Annotated in this window: 13 protein-coding genes and 1 riboswitch; of the genes, 9 read left to right on the top strand and 4 right to left on the bottom strand. The window is 41.4% G+C overall.

Annotated elements, in window-relative coordinates:
- The 5 genes from murD (at nt 1) to pyrE (ending at nt 5,265) form a co-directional block, all read left to right on the top strand.
- The gene (gene murD / locus SK642_RS06575) at nt 1–1,353 is read left to right on the top strand and encodes a UDP-N-acetylmuramoyl-L-alanine--D-glutamate ligase (protein ID WP_033684023.1); all 1,353 of its coding nucleotides are present in this window, start codon (nt 1–3) and stop codon (nt 1,351–1,353) included.
- Between the two features lies 1 nt (nt 1,354).
- Nucleotides 1,355–2,413: a UDP-N-acetylglucosamine--N-acetylmuramyl-(pentapeptide) pyrophosphoryl-undecaprenol N-acetylglucosamine transferase gene (locus SK642_RS06570; protein ID WP_033684022.1), complete on the top strand. Its 1,059-nt coding sequence runs from the start codon at nt 1,355–1,357 to the stop codon at nt 2,411–2,413.
- Between the two features lie 9 nt (nt 2,414–2,422).
- Complete coding sequence (locus tag SK642_RS06565; protein ID WP_033684020.1) at nt 2,423–3,667, top strand: cell division protein FtsQ/DivIB; 1,245 nt, start codon at nt 2,423–2,425, stop codon at nt 3,665–3,667.
- 231 nt (nt 3,668–3,898) lie between these two features.
- Nucleotides 3,899–4,600 (top strand): orotidine-5'-phosphate decarboxylase, encoded by a 702-nt coding sequence (pyrF, locus tag SK642_RS06560; RefSeq protein ID WP_033684018.1) that lies wholly within the window; start codon nt 3,899–3,901, stop codon nt 4,598–4,600.
- A gap of 32 nt (nt 4,601–4,632) precedes the next feature.
- Nucleotides 4,633–5,265 (top strand): orotate phosphoribosyltransferase, encoded by a 633-nt coding sequence (gene pyrE / locus SK642_RS06555; protein ID WP_033684016.1) that lies wholly within the window; start codon nt 4,633–4,635, stop codon nt 5,263–5,265.
- Nucleotides 5,266–5,326: 61 nt separating this feature from the next.
- Here pyrE and SK642_RS06550 read toward each other — a convergent pair whose 3' ends face one another.
- From SK642_RS06550 to SK642_RS06535, 4 genes are read right to left on the bottom strand one after another with little or no spacing between them, the layout of a single operon-like run.
- Entirely contained in the window at nt 5,327–6,193 is an 867-nt protein-coding gene (locus tag SK642_RS06550) for a cysteine ABC transporter substrate-binding protein (protein ID WP_033684015.1), read from the bottom strand.
- Between the two features lie 11 nt (nt 6,194–6,204).
- Nucleotides 6,205–6,963 carry an amino acid ABC transporter ATP-binding protein gene (locus tag SK642_RS06545; protein WP_033684007.1) on the bottom strand — a complete coding sequence of 253 codons (759 nt, stop codon included), beginning with the start codon at nt 6,961–6,963 and terminating at the stop codon, nt 6,205–6,207.
- Nucleotides 6,964–7,641 (bottom strand): amino acid ABC transporter permease, encoded by a 678-nt coding sequence (locus SK642_RS06540; protein ID WP_033684005.1) that lies wholly within the window; start codon nt 7,639–7,641, stop codon nt 6,964–6,966.
- The gene (locus SK642_RS06535; RefSeq protein WP_033684003.1) at nt 7,601–8,281 is read right to left on the bottom strand and encodes an amino acid ABC transporter permease; all 681 of its coding nucleotides are present in this window, start codon (nt 8,279–8,281) and stop codon (nt 7,601–7,603) included. Before SK642_RS06535 ends, SK642_RS06540 begins: the two co-directional genes overlap by 41 nt.
- A gap of 215 nt (nt 8,282–8,496) precedes the next feature.
- On the opposite strand from SK642_RS06535, the gene lctO reads away from it, so the two are divergent.
- The 4 genes from lctO (at nt 8,497) to thiE (ending at nt 12,403) form a co-directional block, all read left to right on the top strand.
- Nucleotides 8,497–9,633: an L-lactate oxidase gene (gene lctO / locus SK642_RS06530; protein WP_000120723.1), complete on the top strand. Its 1,137-nt coding sequence runs from the start codon at nt 8,497–8,499 to the stop codon at nt 9,631–9,633.
- 156 nt (nt 9,634–9,789) lie between these two features.
- A riboswitch (TPP riboswitch) is annotated at nt 9,790–9,878 on the top strand.
- 206 nt (nt 9,879–10,084) lie between these two features.
- Nucleotides 10,085–10,753, top strand: a complete 669-nt coding sequence (locus tag SK642_RS06525) for a TenA family protein (protein WP_033684001.1) — start codon at nt 10,085–10,087, stop codon at nt 10,751–10,753.
- A gap of 233 nt (nt 10,754–10,986) precedes the next feature.
- The gene (gene thiM / locus SK642_RS06520) at nt 10,987–11,769 is read left to right on the top strand and encodes a hydroxyethylthiazole kinase (RefSeq protein WP_033683999.1); all 783 of its coding nucleotides are present in this window, start codon (nt 10,987–10,989) and stop codon (nt 11,767–11,769) included.
- A 1-nt stretch (nt 11,770) separates the two neighbouring features.
- Entirely contained in the window at nt 11,771–12,403 is a 633-nt protein-coding gene (gene thiE / locus SK642_RS06515) for a thiamine phosphate synthase (protein WP_033683992.1), read from the top strand.
- Nucleotides 12,404–12,506 lie beyond the last annotated feature (103 nt).

The raw sequence follows: 12,506 nt of genomic DNA, 5'->3' as shown, positions 1-12,506 counted from the left end.
ATGAAAGTAATAGATCAATTTAAAAATAAGAAAGTCCTTGTTTTAGGTTTGGCCAAGTCTGGTGAATCTGCAGCTCGTTTGTTGGACAAGCTAGGTGCCATTGTGACAGTAAATGATGGGAAGCCTTTTGAGGACAATCCAGCTGCCCAAAGTTTGCTGGAAGAAGGGATCAAGGTCATCACAGGCGGTCATCCTTTGGAACTCTTGGATGAAGAGTTTGCCCTTATGGTGAAAAATCCAGGTATCCCCTACAGCAATCCCATGATTGAAAAGGCTTTGGCCAAAGGTATTCCAGTCTTGACTGAGGTGGAATTGGCTTACTTGATTTCAGAAGCACCGATTGTTGGTATTACTGGTTCAAATGGTAAAACAACCACAACGACGATGATTGGGGAAGTTTTGACTGCTGCTGGCCAACATGGTCTCTTATCAGGAAATATTGGCTATCCTGCCAGTCAAGTGGCTCAAAGTGCTACAGACAAGGACACGCTTGTCATGGAGCTTTCTTCTTTCCAACTCATGGGTGTTCAAGAATTCCATCCTGAGATTGCGGTTATTACCAACCTCATGCCAACTCATATCGATTATCATGGTTCTTTTGAGGAATATGTGGCAGCCAAGTGGAATATCCAAAACAAGATGACAGCAGCTGATTTCCTTATTTTGAACTTTAACCAAGACTTGGCAAAAGAGTTGGCTAGCAAAACACAAGCCACTGTTGTTCCATTTTCAACACAGGAAAAGGTTGATGGTGCTTATCTGGAAGATGGCCAGCTCTACTTCCGTGGAGAAGTGGTTATGGCGGCTAGTGAAATCGGTGTTCCAGGTAGCCACAATGTGGAAAATGCCCTTGCGACTATTGCAGTAGCCAAGCTCCGTGGTGTAGACAATCAAACCATCAAGGAAACTCTTTCAGCCTTTGGTGGTGTCAAACACCGTCTCCAATTTGTGGATGAAATCAAGGGTGTCAAATTCTATAATGATAGCAAGTCAACCAATATCTTGGCGACTCAAAAAGCCTTGTCAGGATTTGACAACAGCAAGGTCATCTTGATTGCAGGTGGTTTGGACCGTGGCAATGAGTTTGATGAATTGGTACCAGACATTACTGGACTTAAGAAGATGGTCATTCTCGGTCAGTCTGCAGAACGTGTCAAACGGGCAGCAGACAAGGCTGGTGTGTCTTATGTGGATGCCACTGATATTGCAGATGCGACCCGCAAGGCCTACGAGCTAGCGACTCAAGGAGATGTAGTTCTTCTTAGTCCTGCCAATGCCAGCTGGGATATGTATGCTAACTTTGAAGTACGTGGCGACCTCTTTATCGACACAGTAGCGGAGTTAAAGGAATAATATGAAAAAAATTGTCTTTACAGGTGGGGGGACAGTTGGACACGTCACCCTCAATCTTTTGTTAATACCCAAATTCATCGAAGATGGCTGGGAAGTCCACTATATCGGGGACAAACGTGGTATCGAACACCAAGAAATCCTCAAGTCAGGTCTAGATGTCACCTTCCACTCCATTGCGACTGGGAAATTGCGTCGCTATTTCTCTTGGAAAAATATGCTGGATGTCTTCAAAGTTGGTTGGGGAATTGTCCAGTCGCTCTTTATTATGTTGCGACTTCGCCCACAGGCTCTTTTTTCAAAGGGGGGCTTTGTCTCAGTACCGCCTGTTATCGCAGCGCGTGTGTCAGGAGTACCAGTCTTTATTCACGAATCTGACCTGTCTATGGGCTTGGCCAATAAAATTGCCTATAAGTTTGCGATGAAGATGTATTCAACCTTCGAGCAAGCTTCAAGCTTGGCTAAGGTCGAGCATGTGGGAGCAGTGACCAAGGTTTCAGACCAAAACACTTCAGAACCAGATGAATTGGTGGATATCCAAACCCATTTTAATCCCAAATTGCCAACTGTATTATTTGTCGGTGGTTCTGCAGGTGCTCGAGTCTTTAACCAATTGGTGATAGACCATAAGAAAGAACTAACAGAGCGCTACAATATTATCAACCTAACTGGAGATTCTAGCCTGAACGAGTTGAGCCAAAATCTCTTTCGTGTTGACTATGTGACCAATCTCTATCAATCCTTGATGGAATTGGCTGACATTGTTGTGACACGAGGTGGTGCCAATACGATTTTTGAGCTCTTGGCCATGGCGAAATTACATGTTATTGTGCCACTTGGTAGGGAAGCTAGTCGTGGAGACCAGATTGAAAATGCGGCTTACTTTGTTAAGAAAGGCTATGCAGAAGAGCTTCAAGAAAGCGATTTGACCTTGGACAGTTTGGAAGAGAAGATTTCTCACTTACTAAGCCACAAGGAAGACTATCAAGCTAAGATGAAGGCTTCTAAGGAATTGAAATCTCTAGCAGATTTTTATCAATTGTTGAAAAAAGATTTATCATAAGGAAAGTAAATGTCAAAAGATAAGAAAAATGAGGGCAAAGAAATCCTCGAAGAATTTAAAGAGTTATCAGAATGGCAGAAACGAAACCAAGAATATCTAAAAAAGAAGGCTGAAGAAGAGGCGGCCCTAGCTGAGGAGAAAGAAAAGGAAAGACAAGCTCGAATGGGAGAAGAATCTGAGAAATCAGAGGACAAGCAAGACCAGAAGAGTGACTCTGATCAAAATGACTCAGAGTCAGCTAAGGAAGATGTTAAAGAAAAAGTAGAAGAGTCAGAAGACGCCAAAAAAGAAGCAACTAAAGAAGAACCAAAATCCAAAGAGCCAAAGAAAGAGGATAAAAACATTGCTAAAAAGGCTACAAAGAAAAAACCAGCCAAAGCAAAGATTCCTGGCCTCCATATCTTGCGAGCCTTAACGATTTTATTTCCAAGTCTGCTTTTATTGATTGTCTCTGCCTACTTACTCAGTCCTTATGCGACTATGAAGGATATCCGTATTGAGGGAACGGTACAAACTACAGATGATGATATTCGACAGGCTTCAGGTATTCAGGATTCGGATTATACGATTAACCTTCTGCTAGATAAGGCAAAATATGAAGAACAGATCAAGTCTAATTATTGGGTTGAATCAGCTCAGCTTGTCTATCAATTTCCAACTAAGTTTACTATCAAGGTTAAGGAATATGATATTGTTGCCTACTATGTTTCTGGTGAAAATCATTATCCTATTCTTTCCAGTGGTCAGCTTGAGACCAGTTCTGTGAGCTTGGTTAGTCTGCCAGAAACTTATTTGTCAGTTCTCTTTAATGACAGCGAACAAATCAAGACCTTTACGTCAGAACTTTCTCAAATTAGCCCAGAACTCAAGGCGGCTATCCAAAAGGTGGAACTAGCCCCAAGTAAGGTCACTTCAGATTTAATTCGATTGACTATGAATGATTCGGACGAAGTCTTGGTTCCCCTGTCTGAAATGAGTAAGAAATTGCCTTACTATAGTAAGATTAAGCCACAATTGTCAGAACCAAGTGTGGTCGACATGGAAGCTGGAATCTACAGTTACACTATTGCGGATAAATTAATTATGGAGGCAGAGGAAAAAGCCAAACAAGAGGCCAAGGAAGCTGAGAAGAAACAGAAAGAGGAAGAGAAGAAAAGGCTGGAAGAACAGCAGAATAAATTGGAAGAAGAGAAGAAAAAATTGGAGGAAGAAAGCAATCGGAACCAAACAAGTCAGCGTTCATCACGCCGCTAGGTTTACCTTTTCTCCTATAGCTCTTTAGTTGCATGTTTTTACTTGACAAGTGCTAGTAGAAATAATAGAATAATAGAAAACCTTTAAAGCAGTCCAGAGAGGCAGCTAAGGTTAGACGGTGAAAGGGTGGAGACTACCCATTTTTCGTGGAACCTTGCTGTTGGCAGGTTCCTTTTTTCGTGGCTTCTGTTGCCCAGACTCTCTCACTAGCAAAGGTAGAAGGAGAAACCTATGCGAGAACATCGTCCAGTCATTGCTCTTGATTTTCCTAGTTTTGAGGCAGTCAAGGAATTCTTAGCTCTTTTTCCAGCAGAAGAAAGCCTTTATCTCAAGGTAGGGATGGAGCTTTATTACGCAACGGGTCCTGAGATTGTATCTTACTTGAAAGGTCTGGGTCACAGCGTCTTTCTTGATCTCAAACTTCATGACATTCCCAATACAGTCAAGTCAGCCATGAAGGTCTTGTCTCAGCTTGGTGTGGACATGACCAATGTTCATGCAGCTGGTGGTGTAGAGATGATGAAGGCGGCGCGTGAAGGTCTTGGAAGTCAAGCGAAGTTGATTGCTGTAACACAGCTGACCTCAACATCAGAAGCTCAGATGCAGGATTTTCAAAATATCCAAACCAGCCTGCAAGAGTCTGTGATTCACTATGCCAAGAAGACAGCTGAAGCAGGCTTGGATGGTGTCGTTTGCTCAGCTCAGGAAGTTCAACTCATCAAGCAGGCAACCAATCCAGATTTTATCTGTCTGACACCAGGGATTCGCCCTCAGGGAGCTGCAGTTGGAGACCAAAAACGTGTGATGACACCTGCTGATGCCTATCAAATCGGTAGTGACTATATCGTAGTGGGACGTCCCATTACCCAAGCTGAAGATCCTGTTGCAGCTTATCATGCCATCAAGGATGAATGGACACAGGACTGGAATTAAAAAATAGATTATAAAAATAAAAGGAGAAGACCATGACACTTGCTAAAGATATCGCTAGCCACCTCTTGAAAATTCAAGCCGTTTACCTCAAACCAGAGGAGCCTTTCACTTGGGCATCTGGTATCAAGTCGCCAATTTACACGGATAACCGTGTGACGCTAGCCTATCCAGAAACTCGTACTCTCATTGAAAATGGTTTTGTGGATGCTATCAAAGAAGCCTTTCCAGAGGTTGAAGTGATTGCAGGAACTGCAACAGCAGGGATTCCACACGGAGCTATCATTGCTGATAAGATGAATTTGCCATTTGCCTACATCCGTAGCAAACCAAAAGACCACGGTGCAGGTAACCAAATCGAAGGCCGCGTAGCTCAGGGTCAAAAAATGGTAGTGGTTGAAGACCTTATTTCAACTGGTGGATCTGTTCTTGAAGCTGTTGCAGCAGCTAAGCGAGAAGGAGCAGATGTGCTTGGTGTTGTAGCGATTTTCAGCTACCAATTGCCAAAAGCGGATAAGAACTTTGAGGATGCTGGCGTTAAGTTAGTCACACTTTCAAACTATAGTGAGCTCATTTACCTAGCTCAAGAAGAAGGCTATATCACGCCAGAAGGCTTGGACCTCTTAAAACGCTTTAAAGAAGACCAAGAAAATTGGCAAAATGCCTAAAACATAGAAAATCAGGTAGTCACTAGGATTACCTGATTTCTTTTTGTGATTTCATTGAGTATTAGTCAACTTTTCCACCTTCAACAACTAGGTCATCTGCTTTGGCAGCGTCACCGTAGGTTGGGTGAAGTGTTTTTTCATAGGCCTTATGGAAGAAGTTTTCCTTGCCTAATTTTTCAATATCTTTATTGATGAAGTCTAGCAGTTCTTGGTTACTCTTTTGAACTGCTGCCGCAATGGTATCTGGATTACCAAGAGAAGTAATTCCTACTTCAAATCCTTTATTTTCAAGCGCCCAAGCTAGGACTTCCGTATTGTCAGTAGAGAAGGCATCTCCACGTCCGTCAAGGAGGGCTTGGTAAGAGTCACTGTATTGGTCGTATTTTTGGAGCTTGATTTCTGGATGATTCTTTTCAAAATAAGTCTCAGCAGTCGTTCCTTTTGTGACAATCAAGGTTTTACCTTCCAATTGTTTGACATCTGTAATGAGACCAGTCTTAGGTGACACAACACCGAGTGAAACTTTCATGTAAGGAAGAGCAAAATCAACTTGTTTCTTACGTTCATCAGTCACTGTAAAGTTGGCAAGAGTAATATCTACCTTGTTTGAAATCAAGTATTCAGCACGGTTGGCAGCATCTACTGAAACGTATTTAACCTTGACACCCAAGTCTTGTGCTAATTGGTTCCCGAGCTCAATATCGTAACCTTTGTAAGAACCATCATTGTCAACATAACCAAAGGGTTTCTTGTCTCCAAATACGGCGATTCGTAGCTCACCGCTTTTTTTGATTTCATCGATAGTGCGAGCCTTGGCAGTGGTTTTACCAGACGATGAACCAGCATTTCCACCTGAGCTACAAGCTGTGACAAAGATAAGGGCAAAGGCAAGTGCCAAAACAGTTAAGAGTGGTTTGATTAGTTTCATAAGAATCTCCTTTATAGATATGAGCCAAATTGGCTAAAGTCAAAGACGTTTAAAAATTCCTGGGCTCGTTTGGTTTGAGGATTAGTAAAGAAGGCTTGAGCCGTTCCTTCTTCAGCAATTTTCCCTTGGTCTAGGAAGATAATGCGGTCTGCAATGGCTTGGGCAAACTGCATTTCGTGGGTTACTAGAATCATGGTGCGGCCTTCTTGGGCCAAGTCATTGATCAGTTCCAGAACCTCGCGCACCATTTCTGGATCCAGCGAAGCAGTCACTTCGTCAAAAAGGATGATTTCTGGATGCATGAGGAGGGCACGGACAATTGCAACCCGTTGCTTCTGTCCACCAGATAATTGACGCGCAAAGCTATGTTGTTTTTCCAGCAAACCCACGCGTTCCAGTAGTTGCAAAGCTTCTTCCGTTACTTCCTTCTTGTCTCTTCCCTGAGCCTTGATAGGGCCTAGAATGAGGTTTTGTAGGACGTCTAGATGGGGAAAGAGTTCATAACTTTGAAATACCATGCCAATCTTTTGGCGAACGAGATGAAAATCTTTCTGATTGCCAATAATGGACTGGCCATCCAGAAGGATATCTCCACCTTGAATACTTTCTAAGCCATTGAGGCAACGAAGGAGGGTGCTTTTCCCACAACCAGATGGCCCTAGAATAACCACAACTTCCCCTTTTTTGATATCTAGAGAAAGTCCTTGGAGGATAGGATTGTCTCCGAAGGATTTTTTTAGTTCCTTGATTTCTAAAATAGTTTCAGACATTTAGTTCCTCCAATGTTTTTCTAAGTGTGTGGATAATTTGGAAATAGGGAAGCAGACTGCGAAATACAAGACCAGAATGGTTCCGTAAATCCAAAAGGAAGCGGTTGGGATAGTCAAGCGATTGCTATCAATGATTTGCTGTCCAACCTTGGTTACTTCCACAACCCCAATCAAAACGACTAAAGAAGTGGTTTTGATCATCCGAGTGACAAGGTTAATGGCCTGCGGTAGCAGTCTTCTCAAGACCTGTGGGATGATAATGTGGTAGTAAAGTTGAACATTAGTCAAACCTAGCGCCTGTCCGCTTTCAAACTGATGCTTAGGGAGAGAAGTGATAGCTCCACGGACTAAGTCCCCCATCTCAGCTGTTCCCCAGAGGGTGAAAACGATAATAGCAGAAGTCTCACCTGAGATATTGATATTAAAGTTTCGAGCTAAACCAAAGTAAACGATGAAGAGCAATACCAGCTGGGGCATGATACGAATAAATTCCAGATACAATCGTGTCAAAAATCGCACGATTCTAGAATGGGAGGTCATGATGATTCCCATGACTGTTCCGAAAATCATAGATAGAAGAACAGATAGGATCGAAATCCCAATCGTGACGCCCAATCCCTGTAAGATCCGCAGGAGATTATTTCCCTGAAAGAGTACTTGGATTCCCGAATCCTGCATGGCGGAGCCTCCTTTCTATCCAGCTAAAGATCAGTGAGATGGGCAGCAGCATAATCAGATAAGCAATTACCAACATGGCCAGTGCAATGTCTGTCTCATAATAGAGTCCAATCAAGTCCTTAGCGACGTACATGAGGTCGGCCAAAGCCACTGCTGAGAAAACAGAGGATTCCTTGATGAGGAAAATGACATTGGCACTAAAAGAGGGTAGGGCCACCGCTGTTGCTTGCGGAAGAACTACATAGCGAAAGACCTGTATAGGTGTCAGACCGATGGCTAATCCAATCTCGTGCTGGGTTTGACTGACGGCCTCCAGTCCGCTTCGGAAAGATTCTGCCATATAGGAGCCTCCTAAAAAGACTAATCCCAGAGTAGCACAGACTTCCGAAGATAGGACAATCCCTATTCGGGGAAGCCCGAAGTAGAGAAAGAAGAGTTGAATCAAAAGGGGCGTGTTGCGTGACAATTCAATGTAGGCTGTCGCTACTTGCGCCAAAACAGGGATGCGGTAATGTCGGATGATACTAACGATTAAACCGAGCAGAAAGGATCCCAGAATTCCCCAAACTGCAATATGCAAGGTCAGAAGAAATGCCTTTTGATATAGTGGTAGATATTGTTCAACAATGGACCAATCCAAAAATAGAACCTCCCATCTAGAAATAATATAGTTATTGTAGCACTTAAAATCTCCCTTGGATAATATCTATTTTTTATTACCGTGATAAGGATTTTTTATCATAGACAGAATTTTTCTGAAATTTCCAAACAAAATATTTGAAAAGTGTTGAAAAAAGAGTTAAGATATTTTTGTAATACACAAAGAAAACGCTTACTTATTAAGGAGGGCATTTTATGTCATACAAAACAAGCAATGCAGAAGGTCATGTAGACTTCATCAATACCTATGATTTGGAGCCCATGGCGCAACAAGTGATTCCTAAAGCAGCATTTGGCTATATCGCTAGTGGGGCGGAAGATACTTTCACTTTACGTGAGAATATTCGTGCCTTTAACCACAAACTCATCGTTCCTCATACTCTTTGCAATGTAGAAAATCCAAGTACAGAGATTGAATTTGCAGGTGAAAAATTGTCTTCACCAATCATTATGGCGCCTGTTGCAGCTCATAAATTGGCAAATGAACAGGGTGAAGTGGCTACTGCGCGTGGTGTGCATGAGTTTGGTTCTCTTTATACAACCAGCTCTTACTCTACTGTCGACCTTCCAGAAATTACGGAAGCCCTTCAAGGGACACCTCACTGGTTCCAATTTTACTTCAGTAAAGATGACGGGATAAACCGCCACATCATGGATCGTGTGAAGGCTGAAGGTTATAAAGCGATTGTCTTGACAGCAGATGCTACTGTAGGAGGTAATCGTGAGGTGGATAAGCGTAATGGTTTTGTCTTCCCAGTTGGCATGCCGATTGTTGAAGAATACCTGCCAGAAGGTGCTGGTAAATCAATGGACTTTGTTTACAAATCAGCTAAACAACGCTTGTCTCCACGTGACGTAGAATTTATCGCTGAATACTCAGGACTTCCTGTGTATGTCAAGGGACCACAATGCCGTGAGGACGTTGAACGTTCGCTTGCTGCAGGTGCCTCTGGTATCTGGGTAACCAACCACGGTGGCCGCCAAATCGACGGTGGGCCAGCTGCCTTTGATTCACTTCAAGAAGTAGCAGAAGCAGTTGATAAACGTGTGCCAATCGTCTTTGACTCTGGTATTCGTCGTGGTCAACACGTCTTTAAAGCCTTGGCTTCAGGAGCAGACTTGGTAGCTATTGGCCGCCCTGTTATCTATGGTCTGGCCCTTGGTGGTAGTGTCGGTGTACGTCAAGTCTTTGAACACTTGAATGCTGAATTGAAGACAGTCATGCAATTGTCTGGAACTCAGACTATTGAAGATGTTAAACACTTCAAACTCCGTCACAACCCTTACAACCCAACCTTCCCAGTTGACCCTCGTGACTTAAAATTGTATTGATAAAATGATTGCCTCCACTGAATGTGGAGGTTTTTACTTGTGTTTTAGAAGTTTAAATAAGGTCAATCTGTATCGAAAACTATATAAACATATTTTTCAGTCAAATATCTTGCTAGGGCTTTCATTTTTTGCTATACTGGTGCAGTAATTAAATAATAAAGACATTTGGGGTGCTTTAAGCTGAGATGATACCCATTGAACCTGATACAGTTAAGACTGGCGAAGGGAAATGTGAACAGTTTTTTTCGTATGGCGAAATGAACAATCTAATCTTGTAAGTCAACTCTAATTCTTAATTGTAATTGGAGTTTTTTTGTTTATATAAAACTGGATAGGCTTGTTTAGGTAGCTCTTCTTGAATGCCCTTGATTTTCTTGAAAAAGGTCAAGTAAAACTAGGATTTTCTTGATGTTTTGTTGATTACGAACGAGTAAAGAGAGGAAAAGTAAATATGGAAACACAAGACTATGCATTTGAGCCAGGTTTGACTGTTGGAGAATTATTAAAAAGCAGTCAGAAGGATTGGCAGGCTGCCGTCAATCATCGTTTTGTCAAGGAACTTTTTGCAGGGACAATTGAGAATAAGGTCTTAAAAGACTACCTAATTCAAGATTATCACTTCTTTGATGCCTTCTTATCCATGCTGGGTGCTTGCGTAGCCCACGCAGACCAGCTTGAATCCAAACTTCGTTTTGCCAAGCAACTAGGTTTTCTTGAAGCAGACGAAGACGGTTATTTCCAGAAGGCTTTCAAAGAGTTAAAAGTATCTGAGAATGATTATCTGGAAGTGACCTTGCATCCTGTAACAAAAGCCTTTCAGGATCTGATGTATTCTGCTGTGGCTTCATCAGACTATGCTCATCTTTTGGTCATGCTGGTCATTGCAGAAGGTCTCTATTTAGACTGGGGTTCTAAAGATTTGGCTCTACCTGAAGCCTATATTCATTCGGAATGGATCAATCTCCACAGAGGTCCTTTCTTTGCAGAGTGGGTTCAATTTTTAGTTGATGAGCTTAATCGTATCGGGAAAAATCGAGAAGATTTGACAGAACTTCAGCAACGCTGGAATCAAGCAGTTGCTTTAGAATTAGCCTTTTTTGATATTGGTTATGATGCCTAGAGAAAGTTTAGGATATTTACAAATTTGATGAGGTAATTCTCTTCGAAAATCTCTTCAAACCACGTCAGCTTCACCTTGCCGTACTCAAGTACAGCCTGCGGCTAGCTTCCTAGTTTGCTCTTTGATTTTCATTGAGCATAAATCATTCAATGTAACTGAAAAAATTTCTTAACGAAAGATAGAGATAAATCGAAATCAGTAGATCGTATAAAGTGAAAAGGAAGGATTTCAATATGACAAGTTTAAAATTATTAAAAGAAAAAGCACCTTTGGTCATTTGTATAACCAATGATGTAGTAAAAAATTTCACAGCAAATGGATTAGTAGCACTGGGAGCATCACCAGCCATGAGTGAATTTCCAGCAGATTTAGAGGATTTGTTAAAGTATGCTGGTGGTTTATTAATAAACATAGGAACATTGACAGATGAAAATTGGAAATTATACCAAGCTGCTCTGAAAATTGCAGAGAAATATAATGTCCCAGCAGTTTTAGATCCTGTAGCCTGTGGAGCAGGAGAATATAGAAAAAAAGTAGCAGATGATCTAATCAACAATTACAAACTAGCTGCGATTAGAGGAAATGCTGGCGAGATTGCTTCTTTAGTGGGAATAAATGTGGCATCTAAAGGAGTAGATAGTGCGGGAGTAGATAATATTGACGAAATTGCTCTGGCAGCAAATGAGAAGTTCAATATTCCTATAGTAGTAACAGGTGAAGTGGATGCTATTGCGGTAAATGGAGAAGTGGTAACGATTCATAATGGTAGTGCTATGATGCCAAAAGTTATTGGGACAGGATGTTTATTAGGTGCTGTAGTAGCAAGCTTTATCGGACTTGAAAAAGGTCAAGAATTGAAATCTTTAGAAACAGCAATGTTGGTTTACAATATCGCTGGAGAAATGGCAGAAAAACGTCCAAATGGGCATCTTCCTGGAACATTTAAAGTTGAATTTATAAATGCCTTATACGAGATTACAGATGAAGATGTAAAGGAATTCAAAAGAGTGAAGTAAAATGTTTCATAAAGAATTACTAAAACTATATTTTATTTGTGGAACGACTACTTGCCAAGGAAAAGATCTATATACAGTCGTTGAGGAAGCCTTAAAAGGTGGTATAACCTTATTTCAATTTCGTGAAAAAGGTGAGGGAGCCTTAGAAGGTAAAGAAAAAGTCGAATTAGCAATTAAACTACAGGATCTTTGTAGAAAATACAATGTTCCATTTATTGTTAATGATGATATTGAGTTAGCATTAGAGATAGATGCTGACGGAGTACATGTAGGACAGGATGATCTTGGTGTTGATGAAATTAGAAAATCGATGCCAGATAAAATAATTGGTCTTTCTATAAGAAACGAGGAAGAATTCCAACAATCAAAAGTTGAATATGTAGATTATGTTGGTGTTGGTCCTGTATTTGATACCCAGTCAAAGGATGATGCTGGTGGTGCTATAGGTTATGAGGGTCTTAAATTGATGAGAAAACTATTGCCACAAATGCCCTTAGTTGCAATTGGTGGGATACAGACGCAACATATTAAAGACATTATACAGACCAATATAGATGGTGTTTCAATCATTTCAGCGATCTCCTACTCTAAAAATGTAGAGAAAACTGTTCGAGAAATGAGTGAGCAATTTTAATTTTTGTATCCTTACATTCTAAGTCAATAGGATTCTCTTACTTGCTAAGCTGAGTTTTTATCCTTCAAATGTGAATAGGTCGTTTGTATGGTTGAGTTAGCGA

The sequence above is a fragment of the Streptococcus mitis genome (genome assembly GCF_000722705.1).
GTDB classification, from domain to species: Bacteria; Bacillota; Bacilli; order Lactobacillales; family Streptococcaceae; genus Streptococcus; species Streptococcus mitis_P.
The sequence above is the reverse complement of the archived record's forward strand: the minus strand, read 5'-3'. Positions and strand labels throughout refer to the sequence as shown.

What these genes read in the sequence shown, in the direction of transcription:
- murD (WP_033684023.1), top strand. Translation starts at nt 1, where the DNA reads ATGAAAGTAATAGATCAATTTAAAAATAAGAAAGTCCTTGTTTTAGGT.
- SK642_RS06570 (WP_033684022.1), top strand. Translation starts at nt 1,355, where the DNA reads ATGAAAAAAATTGTCTTTACAGGTGGGGGGACAGTTGGACACGTCACC.
- SK642_RS06565 (WP_033684020.1), top strand. Translation starts at nt 2,423, where the DNA reads ATGTCAAAAGATAAGAAAAATGAGGGCAAAGAAATCCTCGAAGAATTT.
- pyrF (WP_033684018.1), top strand. Translation starts at nt 3,899, where the DNA reads ATGCGAGAACATCGTCCAGTCATTGCTCTTGATTTTCCTAGTTTTGAG.
- pyrE (WP_033684016.1), top strand. Translation starts at nt 4,633, where the DNA reads ATGACACTTGCTAAAGATATCGCTAGCCACCTCTTGAAAATTCAAGCC.
- SK642_RS06550 (WP_033684015.1), bottom strand. Translation starts at nt 6,193, where the DNA reads ATGAAACTAATCAAACCACTCTTAACTGTTTTGGCACTTGCCTTTGCC.
- SK642_RS06545 (WP_033684007.1), bottom strand. Translation starts at nt 6,963, where the DNA reads ATGTCTGAAACTATTTTAGAAATCAAGGAACTAAAAAAATCCTTCGGA.
- SK642_RS06540 (WP_033684005.1), bottom strand. Translation starts at nt 7,641, where the DNA reads ATGCAGGATTCGGGAATCCAAGTACTCTTTCAGGGAAATAATCTCCTG.
- lctO (WP_000120723.1), top strand. Translation starts at nt 8,497, where the DNA reads ATGTCATACAAAACAAGCAATGCAGAAGGTCATGTAGACTTCATCAAT.
- SK642_RS06525 (WP_033684001.1), top strand. Translation starts at nt 10,085, where the DNA reads ATGGAAACACAAGACTATGCATTTGAGCCAGGTTTGACTGTTGGAGAA.
- thiM (WP_033683999.1), top strand. Translation starts at nt 10,987, where the DNA reads ATGACAAGTTTAAAATTATTAAAAGAAAAAGCACCTTTGGTCATTTGT.
- thiE (WP_033683992.1), top strand. Translation starts at nt 11,771, where the DNA reads ATGTTTCATAAAGAATTACTAAAACTATATTTTATTTGTGGAACGACT.